This is a genomic window from Planococcus sp. CPCC 101016 (assembly GCF_007859295.1).
In the GTDB taxonomy this organism is placed as follows: domain Bacteria; phylum Bacillota; class Bacilli; order Bacillales_A; family Planococcaceae; genus Planococcus.
In genome coordinates, this window is sequence record NZ_VOHB01000002.1 from 1,691,742 (window position 1) to 1,706,370 (window position 14,629).

Below are 14,629 nucleotides of genomic sequence, written 5' to 3' on the forward strand. Positions count from 1 at the left end.
GGACGACTCATGAGAAAACGACGATTGCTGCTTTTAAGTATCTTCTGTATCTCTATACTCAGCGCTTGTTCCCTGCGCAGCGATGCAGCTGATTTATACAAGCAAGAAAATCCTCTTCAAGTAGAAATAGCTATGCCGGATTCCATTGCTGCACAGGAGACTTTTACTATGCAAGCAGTATTAACTGAACCAACAGCATCCATAGAAGAAGCCAATTTCGTCCACTTTGAAGTTTGGAAACACGACCATTCAATACATCTTCCAATGGAAGAGGCAACATTTCTCGGCAAGGGTGTATATGAAATGGATTTTCAGCTAGAAGAGGAAGGGTTATATTATTTGGAAGTACACGCTGGAAACAATGGATCGATTGTGAGTCCTCGGCAGCAATTTATTGTCGGAAAACTTTCAGAAGCTGAGTTGAATACCTTAAAAGAAGGACCTGTAAAAGAGCAGGAATCATCAGAAAAGCATCATTGATAGTGATTCAATTTTATCTGAATAGGAGATAGGAAAATGATTATTGAAACTTCGCGCTTAGTCATGCATGCAGCTGACAAACAAGCGCTTCAAGTCATGAAAATTCACCAGTACAACAATGGACAGGAAGTAACGAATCATATAAAGGAGCTGGCTGTGGATGCCTCTCTCTTGGGTTGGGGAAGCTGGCTTGTTTTTCGGAAATTCGATGAGGCCTTGATCGGAGACGCAGGTTTTAAAGGAAAACCGAATTCGCGAAAGGAAGTAGAAGTGGGCTATGGTTTTCTCGAAGCTTATTGGGGGATGGGGTATGCAACAGAAGCTGTCGGTGGGCTTATCGATTGGGCCTTTCAAACCTCAACTGTAGAAAAAGTGATTGCAGAAACTGATTATGACAATGCTGCTTCAATTCGGGTATTGGAAAAAAATCAAATGAAGAAAACCCATGAGGCGGCTGGAATGGTTTATTGGGAATTGACTGAACGTTGATCTGAAATAAAGTGTTAAAAAAGACTGGGAGCGAGAGCATCCAGTCTTTTTTCTTATTGAATTATTTAAAATCAAAGTCGGTATGGTCTCGAAGAAAAACTAGCGAGTAGCTACTTGACAAGCAACTAAAAGGTTGCGTATTATGAGTGTATGGAAAACAAAGACTTAGTATTTAAAGCACTCAGTGATGCGACGCGTCGGTTGATACTGGACGAGTTATCAGAACGAGATGAAATGACTTTGTATGAATTGACAATTCGTTTAATTACAAAGCACAATCTTGACATTTCGCGACAGGCTATCGCTAAACACCTTGCCATACTGGATGAAGCAGAATTAGTGAAGTCCGCGAAAAAAGGGAAATATCGCGTATTGACGTTTGACAAAGAACCATTAAAAAATTTATTGGAAGCTTGGCTTGGTTGATTTATTGAAGTGGAGCGGTATGACACTTATTAAAGGGGGAAGGACGATATGAACATCGTTGTTACCAGTCTTTTTGTTGAAGATCAAGACAAGGCACTGAGGTTTTATTCGGAAACACTTGGGTTTGTAAAAAAACACGATATACCTTTAGGGGAATTCAATTGGATCACGCTAGTTTCTCCGAATCAGCCAAATGGTACGGAACTTGTGCTCGAACCGAATGCTCACCCGGCCGCCAAGGAATTTCAGCAGAAGATTTTCGAGGACGGTATTCCTGCAACGATGTTTGGAGTAGATGATGTTCAAAAAGAATACGAAAGGCTGTTTAAGCAAGGCGTAAGGTTTACGGTAGAACCGACAGAAATGGGCAACGTAAAGATAGCTGTCTTTGACGATACCTGCGGCAACTTAATTCAAATCGCACAGCCACTTTAAGGCTTGCAGCAATTTTTCAATAACCGCTCTTCAATTGAAGAACGGTTATCTTTTTGGCTTTACTTGTTGCTATGTAATTGTTCCAGGACGTTACCGGTATCTTCCCACTCATATATGAGTTCTTTCAATTTAACACCGCCAATTTCAATTTCGACGGCTTTTACTTTTTTTGCTCCATAGTGTTCATAGAAGAAGCGTGTGTTATTTTCCTCTAGTACTTCTACAAATATTTTTTCGTACTTTAACTGCCTAAACCGCAAAAACAACTCTTTTAACAGCATCTTCCCGATACCGTGCCCCTGATATTCCTTCAGCAGATAAATGGAAGTCAAATCTCCAGAATTCTCTACATGATTGGTTTTCCTTTTCGAAGCAGTACCGAAACCGATGATCTCTCCATCATTATTCTCAGCAACGACCACGTAGTCAGTTTTATCTCCAATGTTTCTCGTCCACAAATCTGTTCGCTGTACATACGATAAAGTATTCAAAAATTCAGCTGGCATAATGTGTTGATAAGTGGTTTTCCAACTGTCTACATGTACTTTTGCAATGCCTGCGGCATCATTTAGCTGTGCTTTTCTTATTTGCATTTCTCCACCCCTTTTTTAATTGGAAGAAACTATTCAAATTCTTTAAAAGCGATAAACAGATAATAACATATTTATCCAAATCCATGAAATTACATTCTATCGGCAATACTCCCTTACTAGTAGAATACGCAGGCAGAAATTTCGTGATTGAACTATTCTTGTCGGTGAAAGGCACGTATCCGCCTCTTCCAATTCAGCTAGGCAAGACCAAAAAACCCTTATCATTTTTAAAAAAAACAGACAGATTTGAATTGAGCGTTTCAAATCTTTCTGCTTTTTACTGTATTATTAATCAATACATCTACTGGGTGGACATTTTCTTCTTTTGATATTTACCTGCTGCTAGTTGGCAACAACAGTAAAAGCGGCGACAGTAGGCAGTTTGAATACTCGGTAAAAACTATCAGAATCTGTTATCTTCCGCCAAGTAAATCGAAAAGACCGCCGGCTGCACTGCCTTCACCTTGTGATCGGCCAGTTGGATTTTGAGGAGCTGCAGCAAATACACGGCTCGCTAAACGGCTGAAAGGCATAGATTGGATCCAGACACTGCCAGGGCCGCGAAGTGTAGCAAAGAATAAACCCTCGCCGCCGAATAAAGCGGTTTTAATGCCAGGTACACTCTCGATATTGTAGTCGACGTCACCTGTCATGGCAACTAAGCAACCTGTATCAACTCGCAGTACTTCTCCTTTTTGGAGGTTTTTACGATAAATGGTGCCGCCCGCATGAACAAATGCCAAACCATCGCCTTCAAGCTTCTGCATGATAAAGCCCTCGCCGCCGAAAAAGCCCGCCCCGAGTTTGCGTTGAAATTCAACGCCAATCGATACACCTTTGGCCGCAGCGAGAAAAGAATCTTTTTGGCAAATGATTTTACCGTTCAACATGCTCAAGTCCATTGGAATGATTTTGCCGGGATATGGTGCTGCAAAAGACACGTGGCGCTTGCCGGTCCCGTTATTGGTAAAAGCGGTCATAAACAAGCTTTCACCGGTGATGATTCGCTTTCCTGCACCCATCAGCTTGCCCATCAAGCCACTGCCGCCTGAACTTTTAGAGCCGTCACCAAAAATCGTCTCCATTGCAATGCCGTCTTCCATCATCATCAATGCGCCAGCTTCTGCAATAACCGTTTCAGAAGGATCCAGCTCTACTTCAACAAATTGCATATCATCCCCATGCAGCTTAAAATCGATTTCATGGTTATTCATCTTATTTCCTCCTCAATCTTCTGTGGTAGTTGTTATATAATGGATACGTCTGAAAATATAGAAAGTTTCACAATTTCAAGGCTGTCAAAAATAAAAAGAACGGGGATGAAAATTATGAAGGCAGAAGATTGGATCACGCATTTGGACATGGCCGCACATCCAGAGGGCGGCTATTACAAACAATCATTCGTCTCAACTGAAAAAGTCCAGATGGCTACTCACTCAGCTGAAAGAAATCTATACACGAGCATCTATTATTTACTCCGCTCACAGGACATTTCACATTTTCATCGGCTAAAATCGGATGAACTGTGGTATTTTCATGCAGGGCATGGTCTAACAGTGCATATTTTGGACGCGAAAGGGAATTACCGCACTGAAAAATTGGGTCTGGACATCGAGGCTGGTGAACGGCCTCAGGTATTGGTGGAAAAGGGCAGTGTTTTTGGTTCTTCCGTTGAGGCAGAAAATGCATTTTCATTAGTGGGCTGCATGGTTTCACCAGGTTTTGATTTCGAGGATTTTGAATTGCTGTTGCAAGATGAACTTTTGGAACGTTATCCCGACCAAGAGCATATCATCCGGAAGCTGGCTTACGAAAAAATTCCCGGCGCTCTATCGAATTCTGAGGATAAATGCTAGAATTGCGGGAGACATATCGAAAAGGTGAGGGAAACTAATGGGGAATTTTTTACTGATTTTAATTATTGCTGTTGCGATCTTTGTAGGAATTGCCTCTAAAAAATTCTACGACAAACCGTATATCGTGAATTTTGGCATTGCCGTGATGATGGCTTTATTGGTCATCCAGACATTTCAAATGACGCCGATTGGCGGAATCGGCTATGCGGCAATCATTCTTTGTTCGATTGCTTTTGTATTTCAACTGGTACTGGGTATCAGAAGTTTGAAAACAGCATCTTAAATTCTAAAAAAGGCGCTTGATCATTGATCAAGCGCCTTTTTTTACTAACTTGACTAACTAAAGACGATTGAGTGCGTCTGCGATGTCATCCTCACCGGATACAATTTCAAATGTCTTGTTATAAACATGTTCATTTTCAAGTGAATGCAATAGCACACGCGCCACATCTTCCCGTGGAATTTCACCAGAGTCCAAATTTTCCGTCGCCAGGACTTTGCCAGTTCCGGGCTCATTGGTTAGAAGGCCTGGCCGGATGATGGTATAGGTTAATCCGCTGGCACGCAAGATATTATCCGCGTGATGCTTGGCTACGTAATAATGCGCCATATCCTCTTTCCACATATCGCGTTTGTCGGCATTGATGGCACTGATCATGAGAAAGCGTTCTGTACCGGTCTGTTCTGCTGCTTCAATGGTTTTTGCGGCACCGTCCAAATCAATCAATAAGGTCTTATCGGCACCTGTTCCGCCGCCGCTTCCGGCTGTAAATACTACAGCTTCACAGTCTTTCATAGCTTCAGCAATCTCCTCCACACTGCCTTCCAAGCTGGTCAATATCGACTCTACTCCCAGACTGTTGAAAAAACTGATTTGCTCTTCTTTTCGGATCATCGCTTTCGGTATATGGTCTTCACTGTCTGCCAGCATTTTTACGAAATGCCGTCCGATTTGTCCATTTGCTCCGACTACTAATACTTTCATTCAAATCAGCCCTTCCAATAAATATATTTCTTTCTTTCATCATTATACCCCCGGAAGGCTGGTTCAACCAAAGTGCTCGTTTGTTTTTTCTGAAAAATGACAATTAGATGAAAAGGGGACTATATTCTCAAGTCAAGTTTAGTATAATGGTAGATATCTCAACGATTGACTGCAACTGATTTTAGGAGGAACAACATGGACCCGATGACAGACACAAAGACGATGAATCTAAAAGAAACAACTCTAAAGAGAGAGACCCCGCCTGATTTTTCTCAGTTTAAAGGGAAAAGATTAGATAAGGAACCAAGCCGTTTTCTTGAAATGCTGGGGTATGCGGTGTGGTTCTGTGCAGGAGCCGGTATTTTGATGGCCATGATTTTTTCGTTGTTTTATTTTGTTTGAAACTAAAAGGGGGACTATTGAATGATTCGTTATCCTGCTATTATGTTTACCACAATGGGTATTACCGCTCCGTCTTCAGGAGTTGGTCCTGAGCAGCATAGCCTTTTGGAACAAGCGATTGCTCGTCAACAAGAGAAAGGCTTTAAAGTAGTGACCGGCGACACCGCCTGGACGCAGGAGTTTGCAAAATCAGCACCTGCCAAAAAACGCGCGGATGAATTCATGGATATGATGAACAATACTGACATTGATTTTATCTTCCCTCCATGGGGTGGGGAATTGCTGATTGAAATACTGGAATATCTGGATTTTTCAAAAATACAGCCTAAATGGGTACTCGGGTATTCGGACCTTAGTTTACTGTTGCTGGCAATTACGTTAAAAACCGGAATAGCGACGGCACATGGCACCAACATTGTGGATCTGCGTGGTAAAACAAGCGATGAAACAACGGATCGCTGGTTATCAGTGCTAAAAACTGGACAAGGTGAAACGATAGCTCAAAGCTCTTCAAAATACTATCAGAAACAATGGAATCATGCTGAGCCGTCGCCAGTGGTCTTTCATTTAACGGAACCGACTGAATGGAAGACGGTTTCCGGGAGCTCTGAGACATTCTCAGGGCGGCTGTTGGGCGGGTGTATAGACGTTATCCGCCATTTGATCGGTACACCATATGGAGAAGTTCGAGCGTTTAGAGACGAGCACATTCCAGAGGAACCAGTTATCTGGTACTTGGAGAATTGTGAAATGTCTGTTGCCGATTTAAAACGCTCACTGACTGGCATGAAATACGCAGGCTGGTTTGAGAATTGTGCCGGCATTTTATTTGGCAGAAGCGGAGCGAATGAGCCAGTGGAAGGATATACGGTAGAAATGATGTATCAGGATCTAGCAGAAGATTTAAGTTTGCCGATTGCCTATGACATCGATTTAGGACACGTTCCTCCTCAAATCACCTTCGTCAACGGAGCGCATGCAGAAATCCAGGTTGCCGAGGGCAAAGGAACGGTTATACAGGAATTCAGATAAAAAGGATGAATGGCCATGGAGATTCGAAAGCTTAGTGTTCAAGACGCACAGGCCTATTATGATTTGCGTATTGAAGCATTAAAGAACAGCCCAGATGCTTTCAGTACAAGACTGGAAGATGCAATTCAACGCCCAGTCGAAAAAACTGCAGAAAATCTGGCTTTGGAAAATGCTGTCACTTTTGGTGCTTTTCGAGGCGGGGTGTTGTGCGGCAATGTAACTTTGCTCCGCAATGAAGCGCCAAAAATGCAACACCGAGCATTGGTGCTGGCTGTATATGTCACACCTGAAAAAAGAGGCAACGGACTTGCATTGCGGCTGATGCAGGAACTTCTCCATTATGCCTTAAAGTGGCAGGGACTCGAGAGGTTGGATTTAATGGTCGCCAGTAACAATCTGCCGGCAATTACTTTATATAAACGTCTGGGCTTTGAAAAATACGGAACTGACATACGGGCGATGAAAACACCGGAAAAATATATCGATGAAGATCTGATGGTGAAATTCATTTAACAGCGTAAAGGATTCAACTACAAAGAAAAGGTGTATTGGATTCATCCAATACACCTTTTGCTATTCATTCAATTTATAAAGTTTGTCATCATTATCCGCAGGGCTACCACGGCCGTCAGTATTGTTGGTGATAAAATAAAGTGAGTCTCCATCTGAGTAGACATCTCGTACCCGACCAAAGCCTTCAATCGAATCCGTCACTTCGGCGTTATCGAGATCCATAACTTTGATAGCTGTTCCACCGAGCGCTGCTACATAAAGCGAATCGTTATGCGTCGCTATTCCGCTCGGTGCCCACGTTTCATTAGATCCCGTGGTGTAGAAAGGGGATTCCATGCCTTCTTCAGACTCAGTGCCTTCGATAATTGGCCAGCCGTAATTATTGCCTTCTTCGATAATATTGATTTCATCATTTGCGGACTGGCCATGTTCAGAGGCATACATCGTGTCATTGTCCCAAGCGATGCCTTGAGGATTGCGGTGGCCGTGCGAATAGATTTCAAATTCATTGGAAGCGTTGAGTCTAAGAATTTTGCCGTTGACAGAACCTAAATCTTGAGCAAGATCTGGAGTTGAAGCATCGCCGATCGTCGCGAAAAGGGTACCGTCAGAATCCAATTCCAGCCGACCGCCGTGATGGACATTGCCAGTTGGAATTCCCTCAAGCAACACTTCATTTTCTTGCCATTGCCCGTCTTCCAAAAGCAAAGTGACAATCTTGTTGTAGTCCTGGCCATCGCGCTCATAGACGTAATATCCATAAGCTTCCTGACTCTCTTCAAAGTCTTGCTTTAAAACAAAGCCTAAAAATCCTGCTTCAGCGGCACCAGAGATAGAATCGCTAAAGTTGACTTCTTGGCGCATCAGGTCACCATCTGCATTTATATAGGCAACTGTGCCCGGCCTTTCCGAAATGTAGAATTCATCACCAATCTTATTGATTGACCAAGGAGTTTCAAGTCCTGTGGCGACTTCTTCGAACGGTGCAGTCGCTTCATCCGGATTAGGTGCTGCATTATTGCATCCCGCCAACAGCAAAAGGGAAAGTGAGGGTGTTAGAATTTTTCTCACAAAAGATACCTCCTTTTTTCCATCATAATTGAATAATTCACAGATAGGAAATAATAGTATGAAGGAGGTGATTCCATGCCCTTATTGAAAGACGTCAAAGAACAAGAAGAAATCCGAAAAAAACAGAACCTCATCCGCATCATTACTTGGGTCATTGTTGCCGTTGTTCTGGTGCTGGTTTGGTATTTCACCAGATAAAAGAAACATCCTCAGTTAACGCTGTACAAAAAAAGACCATACACAGCCCGAATCGTTCGAGGCTGTCTACAGTCATCTTAGGATGGCTTTTTTTTCGTCTGGATAATTTCAGAAATGACAAATCCTAGCGTTATACCCAACATTACGTTTATGAGCAAAGGACTTAAAAACTGGTCGCGGAAAATCGTCGCAACTGTCAGTATGTAAAACACCGCTTGTGTGATTTTGGCAATGGGGGGGATGGCGTCTTTAGGATAGCGCATGCGGGCCAACTGGAACACAAGGAAAGCCAGCAGCAAAACCAGGTAATGTGGCCACGAAAAGGAAGCGACCGTATTATTGATAACCGCGAAAATCACTAGCGGTATTAGATAGAACAAAAGCGATTTCAAAATTAAAGCCTCTTTTCAACTTATTTTTTCGTATTGCTCTGTTGTTTGCGTGCAACTAGTAAATACAGGTTATAGACGGAGAAGATGACCGCCACGGTCACGATAACGACCGATACTACTGGATAAACAGAAACGCCATTTTGCATCATATCAATAATTCGAGTGTAGACGATCCATGGTCCGATGACCAAAATAAAGATATCGAGTGCAGTACCAAGTTTAGTTCTCATAAGGTTCCTCCAATGATAGATAATACTTTAATCTTATCAGACTTTGGCGCTTACGTATGCATAGAAACCCAAACAGCCGACCATAAAGTTAAGGTCGGCTGTTTAGGTTGAGGACAAATTATTTGTGTGCACGAAGCTCGGTTCTCGCCAAAGCATCTGCTGCACGGTTTTGGGAGTCTGGAATCCATTTGATAAAGCAATAATCGAATTGATCGCCAATTTCAAGTGCTTGTAAAAGCAATGGCTTAAACTTTGGATTTTTAATCGATCTCTTTTCAAAAGCATCCACAGTCACTTTGGAATCGGACTTGATCGACACCATACCAGATGACAATTCTTTGGCAAGCTCGAGTCCTTTTACCAATGCAGTAAATTCTGCAGTATGATTATCCATCTCTCCTACATATTCGCTCCAGTGGATTAAATGGCCTTCACCTCGAATAAATACACCGACTGCGCTGACTTGCGGGGTGCCAGCCGATGCCGCATCCACAAAAACTTCCAGCATTACATCACCTGCTTTTCATCAATGGGTTTAATTAATTTTGCAAGATAGCCAAAAGGCGTATCCAAAACAGAGACGATAAACTTCAATACGTAAGTCGAAATAAAAATTTGCAGCCAAACATCGAACGGGAAGACGCCCCAAAAAGCGATGGACGTGAAAATCAAGGTATCCAGCAACTGACTCAGCAATGTGGAGCCATTGTTGCGGATCCAGAATTGGCTATCCTTTGGAAACATCTTGCGAAGCGCACCAAAGATAATAACATCCAAGTGCTGGCTGGCAAGATAGGCCACCATGCTGCCAATAGCGATTTGCGGAATCAGCCCGAAAATCGTTTCCAAAGAGCCTTGCGCAAAATCACTTTCAGCCGGGATAAACTTAATGCCGAACTGCATAACCAGCACCAAGATCAATAGAGAAGAGAAGCCGAGCCAAACTGCTTTTTTTGCTTCTTTCTTGCCATATTTCTCATTTAAGATATCCGTAGCAAGAAAGGTCGAAGCATAAAGGCTATTGCCGAGTGTAGCCGTCAAACCAATGATTTCAATGGTTTTCGTCACTTGGATATTGGCCAGCACCGTGGAAATGGCAACCCAGGCAAACAAGCCGGTCTTGCCGAAGAATTTATACATAAGCAATAATAAAACAAAATTGAACAAGGCAAAGCCAAGTCCCCAAAATTCATTAAACAAAAAAACTTCCTCCTTAGTTTTGGTAAAGCGGGAATTTGCGAACCGCTTGGTACCGTAAAAATGTCCTCAGTCAGTATAACTATTGTTGGAATAAAAAACAAATGCGTAGTAGAATGAGGAAATGACGATTTGCTAAGAGGTGACAAAGTGAAAAAAGTTTCCATTATTAACGAAATCGATGAAATGCTGACTACATACTGTGAAGGCTGCTTTGTGAAAACCCAACTTCGCAAAGACGAGGGGAAAACGGCTGCCCACAGATTCTGCATCAGCAATTGTACAGTTGGATCCCAACTGCAATTTTTGGGTAATGAACTTAATAAAGTCGGAACCGGCGATAAACAATAAATAGAAAGCCTGTGGCAGAAATTGCCACAGGCTTTTTATTTGACTTGATTGGAAGTGTGTTGCTCATGCAATTGAAGGACAGCAGAAGCAGGTTTTGGGACAGTTCCATAAAATTCGGCATTCTGAAAAGCATGGACTTCTGTGTAAACTTTTTTCATCTTTTCTAAAATCCAAGCATCTGTTACGTCATGAGGGGACCAGAAGAAGATATCCATTTCACTTTTTTCTCCGGTCATCGGATGTTTGCGGACATACTGAATGGCATGAACTTTCTTAAAATGAAGCTTTTCGTAAAAACGGACACGCCTAACAGATTCCGGATCTTTCGAGGAAATCGGATCAACTTCCAGAAGGATCGGTTTATTTTTGTTCTTGATCCGTTCCATCAATTTGCTGCCGATGCCACTGCCTCTAGATGAGCTGAAAATCAGAATGTAATCAATAAATAAAAAGCCAGGTTCCTCATAGTAGACCAAAGTGTATTCGGAGTTTGTTTCTACCTTATACTTATTGCTTTTCTCTTCCAATAAACAAGCCATGTGTTCTTCGGTTTTCATTTCTTTGGCTGGAAAATATTCCTTCAGGTTTAAAAACCATTGTCTCATCGAATCACTCCTTTCCTTTTATTTTGCCGATCTGGAGAAGGAGTAAACCGGATTAACTGTATGTTTAGAATATTTAACGAAGGCAATAGTAAAGATATGCAGGGACCTATAAACTATCGGATAAGGAGTGTTATTATGGAAGAAATGAAAGAGCAACAAAAACTCACAGCTTTGTTAGGGTGGAGTTTACCCGCAATAGAAGCGATTGATAAACTGGACCGGCCATTTGTAGTAGTCGGACCGCCAGATTTTCAAACCTTTGCAGATGAAAATGACATCACCTTTATTGCTTGGGATTTTGACCGCCTCAATGAAGGTTCGGACGAACTATACGAAAGATTGAAAGAACTGAATACGAAAGTGGCTGTACCCATCTACGAGGAAACTGTTGAATGGGCGGGGGCGTTGAACGCAAGATTTTTCGATGATCCACGGATATTCAACCGTTCGCTGTTGCTGCGCGACAAGGGCTTGATGAAGCGCAAAGCCCAAATGTCAGGCATTAAAGTAGGTGTTTTCGAAGAAGCCTACTCTAAGGATGATATCCACCGGTTCCTCAAACGTGTCAATGATGCCCTGATTAAGATAGATGGCGATTTAAACGATCCTATCCACATTAAACCGTTGAATAAAGCAGGAACCGTCGGACATATGATGATTCGCGACGCCAGTGATATCGATAAAATTGGGGATCAGGAATTTCCCTATCTTATGGAGAGCCATCTGGATGGCCAAGAATTTTCATGTGAAGCGTTTATCCATAACGGCCAAGTGAAATTCCTCAACATTACGGAATACGTAAGATTAGGACATTCCAATTTCGTTCCAGCTTCCCCTGCCCTTGAAGAATGGCGCCCTCAGATTCTTGAGCAAGTGCAAAAACTGGTGGATTCATTTGAAATTCAGTATGGTGTCATTCATCCCGAATACTTTATTTCCCACGATGGAACCTTAAACTTCGGTGAAGTGGCGGCACGCGTGCCGGGAGGACATATATTTGATTTGATTGAAAGAGCATATGGATTCAATGCATTTCAAGCACAAATTCTTTGCAGTGATCCTGATACCTCTCCAGAAGAACTCGATAATTTCTTCCCGGAAGAAGTCGTTTCAGCAAAAGGCTATGCGGGAAGTCTCATGGTATATCCGCGTGTTCGCTTGATTGAAAAATTGGATGTTCCCGAAGAACTAAAGAACGACCCATATTTCGAAAAGCATGACCTATTCATACCCGTTACCTCTAAAGTGGCAGAACGGGTAGGATTCGGCAATCATTATGGAACCTTGTTCTTTTTTGGAGACGACAGCGAACGAATGAAGGAATTGCTGAAGCATTACGAAGACTATGATTTTTATCATTAATAGCTTGGGGGAGTTTAAATGACAACAGAGTTAACGACCAAAGATAAATTCGGGCAAGCGCTCCAAACACTTGAAGACGCCAAACCATTCGCCAAAAGCATGTATCAGACGAATGTTTTTCAGTTGGCGACTGAACTCGCTTCTACGGAAGAAGGATTGGCTCAATTATATGAATTTGCACCGAAATTCGATCAAGCGGGCGTCTTTCACGGCGGACCTTGGGCGGATGCCTCGAATCTGGAAGCTCCATTTGTCGGTGGATCTCTGAAGATTAAAGGAATTAATTCGCTAGTTGAACTATTAAGCGAACTCCGGATGTTGGCAATAGCCGAAGGCAACTATGAGCATCCCGAAGTATCTTCAGAAGAAGCAGCCACTTTTCTAAACGAAGTACTGGCATTAAACCTGGATCTTCTTTTTCCACCTGAAACTGAAGAAGCAAGAGTGGCAGGCTTTGGTGAGCATTTAGAAAGAGGCGAGCGGCTATTCCGTTTTCTTGGAGGGAAGCTTTCCTATAAAGCGGTGGCCGAAAAGTTGGTGGAGGAAATCGAGCGCTTGACGGTTCAGCGTCCGATCATGGTCGACCGGATTATTCTAATGATTGAAACCGCAACCCGCATGATTGATGAAAATATTTCTGATGGTACCAAAGATCGGTTGTTGTATTTCAAAAAAGCGATATCGTATCCGACCGCTTTAAGCGAAAAATATACTGATTTGAAGTCATATCGGAAACAACTGATGCAAGAAAGTGAAGAAAATCTTCGTGAAGAAGCGCGGACATACGCCGAGTCGATGAATGCGACCGGGTTGGTATCACCTGCTAATGCGGTATTTGTCCGTTATCTTAACCGGAAATATCCTCATCTCTTGCCAGATGCTTTAAACCTGACCGAGCAGGGACAGGCAAGCCTGAATGCCAATGCTGAATTGATTCGGGATATGATCCAGATTTCTATTCACCCGGAAACCAGTAAAGTCATATATGGTTTGTCGAAAATGCTGGACCGGGGCGTGTTGACACAAGAACCTTTATTGCCGGCGCTCAGAAGACTTTTTGATATCGATATCCGTCCGGAAGTGAAAAAATTACTGACGAAACCTGAGTTTGGAAAAGGCGGCATTACAGCTAATGGCATTTTGGTTGGCGGAGTCATTAATATCCTGGGACAACCGCTTGGCATCGGACAAGGTTTGAATCCGACCTGTCAATCTGCGAGAGCCTTGAGTTTATGGGCACAGCATGGCATCGGCCAATTGCTTGAATACATCGCCCGTGCTGTTCGGGAAAACGATATTGATATGACGTTTGAGGGAGAAGCAATCCATTCCAACGTCGTCGTAAATGGAGTTGCTGAAGAGATTCATCAGGATCTGGATCCCGTCTCCATTGTTCTGGTTCCTCATTTAGATAAGATTTATAATGAAATGATGAAAAAAACCATCTTGCGTGGTGAAGACGGCCACAAGTGGGTCAATCCTGAATTTTACGGAGAATGGATCTCCCGCGGTTTTGCCAACATCATAGATCCATTGACTGGTTATGTAGCCGATTACTCAGCGTTTGTTCGGCTGTTTTACGCAACACACCATCCGGAATACAATGAAGGGTATGAAATGATTTACCCGAACCCTGTTGGAATTTATATCACGAATGTACATGGCAATCTTCTAGGCTTGCATGCCGTCTCTATTCAACGGATTGCAGAAGACCCACAAGGCGAGTGCCGCGTCTACTTTTATAATCCGAACAATGACAGCGGCCAGAACTGGGGTCAAGGAATCTTGACGAGCGTGCAGGGGAACGGGGAATTTGAAGGGGAGTCTTCATTGCCTTTCCATCAATTCACTTCCCGGATGTACGCATTCCATTATAATCCTTACGAACAAGGCGATTTGATCATGGTGGAAGATGCAGATGTAGAGAAAATAGAAGCTTTGGCGCGTGAAAGCTGGGGCAAAAATTACACGTGGATTTAATGCAAAAAAATAAAAGCAGGAACGGAATTTCC

General features: G+C 42.8%; 22 protein-coding genes. 13 read left to right on the top strand and 9 right to left on the bottom strand.

All coding sequences use genetic code 11. The features are described 5' to 3' along the window. Positions 1 to 9: 9 nt before the first annotated feature. The 4 genes from FQV26_RS07900 (at position 10) to FQV26_RS07915 (ending at position 1,830) form a co-directional block, all read left to right on the top strand. Positions 10 to 480: a FixH family protein gene (locus tag FQV26_RS07900; RefSeq protein ID WP_186759665.1), complete on the top strand. Its 471-nt coding sequence runs from the start codon at positions 10 to 12 to the stop codon at positions 478 to 480. Positions 481 to 516: 36 nt separating this feature from the next. Beyond that, on the top strand, positions 517 to 969 hold the full coding sequence (locus FQV26_RS07905; RefSeq protein ID WP_146556945.1) for a GNAT family N-acetyltransferase: 453 nt from the start codon (positions 517 to 519) through the stop codon (positions 967 to 969). A 150-nt stretch (positions 970 to 1,119) separates the two neighbouring features. Next, complete coding sequence (locus FQV26_RS07910; protein ID WP_146556946.1) at positions 1,120 to 1,395, top strand: ArsR/SmtB family transcription factor; 276 nt, start codon at positions 1,120 to 1,122, stop codon at positions 1,393 to 1,395. A 48-nt stretch (positions 1,396 to 1,443) separates the two neighbouring features. Beyond that, entirely contained in the window at positions 1,444 to 1,830 is a 387-nt protein-coding gene (locus tag FQV26_RS07915) for a VOC family protein (protein WP_146556947.1), read from the top strand. 59 nt (positions 1,831 to 1,889) lie between these two features. On the opposite strand, the gene FQV26_RS07920 is transcribed toward FQV26_RS07915, so the two are convergent. Then, positions 1,890 to 2,423, bottom strand: coding sequence for a GNAT family N-acetyltransferase (locus FQV26_RS07920; protein ID WP_146556948.1), 534 nt, complete (start codon positions 2,421 to 2,423; stop codon positions 1,890 to 1,892). Positions 2,424 to 2,836: 413 nt separating this feature from the next. Beyond that, the gene (locus FQV26_RS07925; RefSeq protein ID WP_146556949.1) at positions 2,837 to 3,637 is read right to left on the bottom strand and encodes a TIGR00266 family protein; all 801 of its coding nucleotides are present in this window, start codon (positions 3,635 to 3,637) and stop codon (positions 2,837 to 2,839) included. Positions 3,638 to 3,751: 114 nt separating this feature from the next. Between FQV26_RS07925 and FQV26_RS07930 the strand changes: the two genes are divergently transcribed. After that, positions 3,752 to 4,279, top strand: coding sequence for a cupin domain-containing protein (locus tag FQV26_RS07930; RefSeq protein ID WP_186759668.1), 528 nt, complete (start codon positions 3,752 to 3,754; stop codon positions 4,277 to 4,279). A 37-nt stretch (positions 4,280 to 4,316) separates the two neighbouring features. After that, on the top strand, positions 4,317 to 4,562 hold the full coding sequence (locus FQV26_RS07935; protein ID WP_146556951.1) for a hypothetical protein: 246 nt from the start codon (positions 4,317 to 4,319) through the stop codon (positions 4,560 to 4,562). Positions 4,563 to 4,619: 57 nt separating this feature from the next. Here the strand turns inward: FQV26_RS07935 and FQV26_RS07940 are convergent, their stop codons facing one another. Further along, positions 4,620 to 5,264: an SDR family oxidoreductase gene (locus FQV26_RS07940; RefSeq protein ID WP_146556952.1), complete on the bottom strand. Its 645-nt coding sequence runs from the start codon at positions 5,262 to 5,264 to the stop codon at positions 4,620 to 4,622. Positions 5,265 to 5,459: 195 nt separating this feature from the next. Between FQV26_RS07940 and FQV26_RS07945 the strand changes: the two genes are divergently transcribed. From FQV26_RS07945 to FQV26_RS07955, 3 genes are read left to right on the top strand one after another with little or no spacing between them, the layout of a single operon-like run. Next, on the top strand, positions 5,460 to 5,666 hold the full coding sequence (locus FQV26_RS07945) for a hypothetical protein (RefSeq protein WP_146556953.1): 207 nt from the start codon (positions 5,460 to 5,462) through the stop codon (positions 5,664 to 5,666). 21 nt (positions 5,667 to 5,687) lie between these two features. Then, complete coding sequence (locus FQV26_RS07950; protein ID WP_146556954.1) at positions 5,688 to 6,698, top strand: S66 family peptidase; 1,011 nt, start codon at positions 5,688 to 5,690, stop codon at positions 6,696 to 6,698. A 15-nt stretch (positions 6,699 to 6,713) separates the two neighbouring features. Continuing rightward, the gene (locus FQV26_RS07955; RefSeq protein ID WP_146556955.1) at positions 6,714 to 7,211 is read left to right on the top strand and encodes a GNAT family N-acetyltransferase; all 498 of its coding nucleotides are present in this window, start codon (positions 6,714 to 6,716) and stop codon (positions 7,209 to 7,211) included. 60 nt (positions 7,212 to 7,271) lie between these two features. Here FQV26_RS07955 and FQV26_RS07960 read toward each other — a convergent pair whose 3' ends face one another. Further along, positions 7,272 to 8,282 carry a PQQ-dependent sugar dehydrogenase gene (locus FQV26_RS07960; protein WP_146556956.1) on the bottom strand — a complete coding sequence of 337 codons (1,011 nt, stop codon included), beginning with the start codon at positions 8,280 to 8,282 and terminating at the stop codon, positions 7,272 to 7,274. Positions 8,283 to 8,357: 75 nt separating this feature from the next. Here FQV26_RS07960 and FQV26_RS18995 point away from each other — a divergent pair, with 75 nt between their 5' ends. Beyond that, a complete protein-coding gene (locus FQV26_RS18995) occupies positions 8,358 to 8,480 on the top strand; it encodes a hypothetical protein (protein WP_261384281.1) in 123 nt (40 codons plus the stop codon). Positions 8,481 to 8,557: 77 nt separating this feature from the next. Here the strand turns inward: FQV26_RS18995 and FQV26_RS07965 are convergent, their stop codons facing one another. The 4 genes from FQV26_RS07965 to FQV26_RS07980 form a co-directional block, all read right to left on the bottom strand. Further along, complete coding sequence (locus FQV26_RS07965; protein WP_146556957.1) at positions 8,558 to 8,872, bottom strand: hypothetical protein; 315 nt, start codon at positions 8,870 to 8,872, stop codon at positions 8,558 to 8,560. Positions 8,873 to 8,892: 20 nt separating this feature from the next. Continuing rightward, the gene (locus tag FQV26_RS07970; RefSeq protein WP_146556958.1) at positions 8,893 to 9,102 is read right to left on the bottom strand and encodes a hypothetical protein; all 210 of its coding nucleotides are present in this window, start codon (positions 9,100 to 9,102) and stop codon (positions 8,893 to 8,895) included. Positions 9,103 to 9,220: 118 nt separating this feature from the next. Beyond that, positions 9,221 to 9,610: a ribonuclease HI family protein gene (locus FQV26_RS07975; RefSeq protein ID WP_146556959.1), complete on the bottom strand. Its 390-nt coding sequence runs from the start codon at positions 9,608 to 9,610 to the stop codon at positions 9,221 to 9,223. Then, a complete protein-coding gene (locus FQV26_RS07980; RefSeq protein WP_146556960.1) occupies positions 9,610 to 10,302 on the bottom strand; it encodes a queuosine precursor transporter in 693 nt (230 codons plus the stop codon). Before FQV26_RS07980 ends, FQV26_RS07975 begins: the two co-directional genes overlap by 1 nt. A 147-nt stretch (positions 10,303 to 10,449) precedes the next feature. On the opposite strand from FQV26_RS07980, the gene FQV26_RS07985 reads away from it, so the two are divergent. Further along, on the top strand, positions 10,450 to 10,650 hold the full coding sequence (locus FQV26_RS07985) for a zinc-finger domain-containing protein (RefSeq protein WP_146556961.1): 201 nt from the start codon (positions 10,450 to 10,452) through the stop codon (positions 10,648 to 10,650). Positions 10,651 to 10,685: 35 nt separating this feature from the next. On the opposite strand, the gene FQV26_RS07990 is transcribed toward FQV26_RS07985, so the two are convergent. After that, positions 10,686 to 11,255 carry a GNAT family N-acetyltransferase gene (locus FQV26_RS07990; RefSeq protein WP_146556962.1) on the bottom strand — a complete coding sequence of 190 codons (570 nt, stop codon included), beginning with the start codon at positions 11,253 to 11,255 and terminating at the stop codon, positions 10,686 to 10,688. A gap of 135 nt (positions 11,256 to 11,390) precedes the next feature. Between FQV26_RS07990 and FQV26_RS07995 the strand changes: the two genes are divergently transcribed. Together FQV26_RS07995 and FQV26_RS08000 are read left to right on the top strand one after the other, a co-directional pair. Continuing rightward, on the top strand, positions 11,391 to 12,617 hold the full coding sequence (locus tag FQV26_RS07995; protein WP_146556963.1) for an ATP-grasp domain-containing protein: 1,227 nt from the start codon (positions 11,391 to 11,393) through the stop codon (positions 12,615 to 12,617). Positions 12,618 to 12,635: 18 nt separating this feature from the next. Next, positions 12,636 to 14,597, top strand: a complete 1,962-nt coding sequence (locus tag FQV26_RS08000) for a hypothetical protein (protein ID WP_146556964.1) — start codon at positions 12,636 to 12,638, stop codon at positions 14,595 to 14,597. The last annotated feature ends 32 nt before the right edge of the window (positions 14,598 to 14,629 follow it).

Excerpts from the sequence above, each read along its gene's own strand:
- FQV26_RS07930 (WP_186759668.1), top strand. The coding sequence starts at position 3,752 with ATGAAGGCAGAAGATTGGATCACGCATTTGGACATGGCCGCACATCCA.
- FQV26_RS07945 (WP_146556953.1), top strand. The coding sequence starts at position 5,460 with ATGGACCCGATGACAGACACAAAGACGATGAATCTAAAAGAAACAACT.
- FQV26_RS07955 (WP_146556955.1), top strand. The coding sequence starts at position 6,714 with ATGGAGATTCGAAAGCTTAGTGTTCAAGACGCACAGGCCTATTATGAT.
- FQV26_RS07915 (WP_146556947.1), top strand. The coding sequence starts at position 1,444 with ATGAACATCGTTGTTACCAGTCTTTTTGTTGAAGATCAAGACAAGGCA.
- FQV26_RS18995 (WP_261384281.1), top strand. The coding sequence starts at position 8,358 with ATGCCCTTATTGAAAGACGTCAAAGAACAAGAAGAAATCCGAAAAAAA.
- FQV26_RS07900 (WP_186759665.1), top strand. The coding sequence starts at position 10 with ATGAGAAAACGACGATTGCTGCTTTTAAGTATCTTCTGTATCTCTATA.
- FQV26_RS07970 (WP_146556958.1), bottom strand. The coding sequence starts at position 9,102 with ATGAGAACTAAACTTGGTACTGCACTCGATATCTTTATTTTGGTCATC.
- FQV26_RS07905 (WP_146556945.1), top strand. The coding sequence starts at position 517 with ATGATTATTGAAACTTCGCGCTTAGTCATGCATGCAGCTGACAAACAA.
- FQV26_RS07975 (WP_146556959.1), bottom strand. The coding sequence starts at position 9,610 with ATGCTGGAAGTTTTTGTGGATGCGGCATCGGCTGGCACCCCGCAAGTC.
- FQV26_RS07940 (WP_146556952.1), bottom strand. The coding sequence starts at position 5,264 with ATGAAAGTATTAGTAGTCGGAGCAAATGGACAAATCGGACGGCATTTC.
- FQV26_RS07995 (WP_146556963.1), top strand. The coding sequence starts at position 11,391 with ATGGAAGAAATGAAAGAGCAACAAAAACTCACAGCTTTGTTAGGGTGG.
- FQV26_RS07990 (WP_146556962.1), bottom strand. The coding sequence starts at position 11,255 with ATGAGACAATGGTTTTTAAACCTGAAGGAATATTTTCCAGCCAAAGAA.
- FQV26_RS07910 (WP_146556946.1), top strand. The coding sequence starts at position 1,120 with ATGGAAAACAAAGACTTAGTATTTAAAGCACTCAGTGATGCGACGCGT.
- FQV26_RS07950 (WP_146556954.1), top strand. The coding sequence starts at position 5,688 with ATGATTCGTTATCCTGCTATTATGTTTACCACAATGGGTATTACCGCT.
- FQV26_RS08000 (WP_146556964.1), top strand. The coding sequence starts at position 12,636 with ATGACAACAGAGTTAACGACCAAAGATAAATTCGGGCAAGCGCTCCAA.
- FQV26_RS07935 (WP_146556951.1), top strand. The coding sequence starts at position 4,317 with ATGGGGAATTTTTTACTGATTTTAATTATTGCTGTTGCGATCTTTGTA.
- FQV26_RS07920 (WP_146556948.1), bottom strand. The coding sequence starts at position 2,423 with ATGCAAATAAGAAAAGCACAGCTAAATGATGCCGCAGGCATTGCAAAA.
- FQV26_RS07925 (WP_146556949.1), bottom strand. The coding sequence starts at position 3,637 with ATGAATAACCATGAAATCGATTTTAAGCTGCATGGGGATGATATGCAA.